The sequence below is a fragment of the Klebsiella sp. ME-303 genome, from assembly GCF_007910085.1.
GTDB lineage: Bacteria > Pseudomonadota > Gammaproteobacteria > Enterobacterales > Enterobacteriaceae > Klebsiella > Klebsiella michiganensis.
The window spans coordinates 894-1,526 of the sequence record NZ_VOJB01000100.1; the positions used below are offsets into that span (position 1 = coordinate 894).

The 633-nt window shown below is 53.1% G+C and carries 2 protein-coding genes; both read right to left on the reverse strand.

Features of this window, described 5'->3' with window-relative positions; all coding sequences use genetic code 11:
- On the reverse strand, positions 1-321 hold a 321-nt coding region (gene rplP / locus FQK12_RS24050; protein WP_146295789.1), incomplete at its 3' end, for a 50S ribosomal protein L16.
- A 12-nt stretch (positions 322-333) separates the two neighbouring features.
- Positions 334-633 (reverse strand): 30S ribosomal protein S3 (gene rpsC / locus FQK12_RS24055; protein WP_064760012.1); only part of this gene is annotated, 300 nt, incomplete at its 5' end.

Sequence of the window (633 nt, forward strand, 5' to 3'; positions counted from 1 at the left end):
GCCGTCCATTTCATAAAGGACTTTACCCGGCTGAATCAAGGCAACCCAGTACTCCACGTTACCTTTACCTTTACCCATACGAACTTCCAGCGGCTTCTCGGTGATCGGTTTGTCCGGGAATACACGGATCCAGATCTTACCTTGACGCTTAACTGCACGGGTCATAGCACGACGTGCTGCTTCGATCTGACGTGCAGTCAGACGACCACGGCCAACAGCTTTCAGACCGAAAGTGCCGAAGCTAACATCCGTACCCTGCGCCAGACCACGGTTGCGGCCTTTGTGCACTTTACGGAATTTTGTACGCTTTGGTTGTAACATCAGCGACGCTCCTTATTTACGGCCTTTACGCTGCTGCTTTTTAGGTTGAGCAGCCGGTTCCGGTTGTTCAACAGCAGCCATACCACCCAGGATCTCACCTTTGAAGATCCATACCTTAACGCCGATTACACCGTAAGTGGTGTGCGCTTCAGAGGTGTTGTAGTCGATGTCAGCACGCAGAGTGTGCAGCGGTACGCGACCTTCACGGTACCATTCGGTACGTGCGATTTCCGCGCCGCCCAGACGGCCGCTAACTTCAACTTTGATACCTTTAGCGCCCAGACGCATTGCGTTCTGTACAGCACGCTTCAT